Here is an 846-nt window from a genome sequence, read left to right on the forward strand (position 1 = left end):
TAGGGCGTGTCCTCATTTGAAAAATTGGTTTTAAATACTTAAAATCCTCCTTTAAGCTCTTTTGATTTCTATATTTTTTCAATGGCACGTACTCTTCTCACCGATGATATCTGGCAGCAAATTCAAGATACTATGCGATTACACGGTTGTTACTGTTCAAAGAATAGTAGAAATATCATGGAAGCGATCTTATGGAAACTGCGTACAGGCGCCACATGGCGTGATATTCCTCAAGAATTTTGTCCTTGGCAAACTGCTTACAATCGCTTTAATCGTTGGGCAAGCAAGGGATTGTGGGATAAATTTTTTTTAGATTACGAGGCATCTTGGATCAAGAATGGGTATTCATTGACGGAAGCTACATACGCGTGCATCAACATGCAAGTGGAGCTCGGCATGGTTTCGAAAGAGCAATTGGACAATCACGCGGTGGACGAACAACAAAAATACATCTTGCAACCGACGCGAATGGATTACCGATTGATTTTAAAATCACTGAGGGTGACGTCCACGACAGTCAAGTTGCAAAACAACTGATTGATACGGTAGACGAGGCAACTTATCTCATTGCTGATAAGGGGTATGATGCTGAGCACATTAGAATATATGCCAAGAACAAGAATATGATTCCCATTATTCCATTGAGATCAAACAGTAAGAGATCGAATAAGGAATTTGATAAATATCTATATAAATTAAGACATTTAGTTGAAAATGCTTTTGCGAGATTAAAACATTTCCGTGCTATTGCAACTCGATTTGATAAACTGGCACGCAATTATAAATCTATGATTCGTATAGCCTGTATATTTATTTGGTGCAAAGCCAAATGAGGACACACCCTAG

Annotated in this window: 1 protein-coding gene; it reads left to right on the plus strand. The window is 38.4% G+C overall.

From position 1 onward, the window contains the following. Positions 1–81: 81 nt before the first annotated feature. Positions 82–833, plus strand: a protein-coding gene (locus tag H9629_RS15295; protein ID WP_373685564.1) for an IS5 family transposase whose coding sequence is annotated in 2 segments (ribosomal slippage) — positions 82–316 and positions 316–833 — 753 coding nt in all. Because the reading frame shifts where the segments join, the coding sequence is not laid out codon by codon here. Positions 834–846 lie beyond the last annotated feature (13 nt).

The sequence above is a fragment of the Acinetobacter pecorum genome, assembly GCF_014837015.1.
Lineage (GTDB): Bacteria > Pseudomonadota > Gammaproteobacteria > Pseudomonadales > Moraxellaceae > Acinetobacter > Acinetobacter pecorum.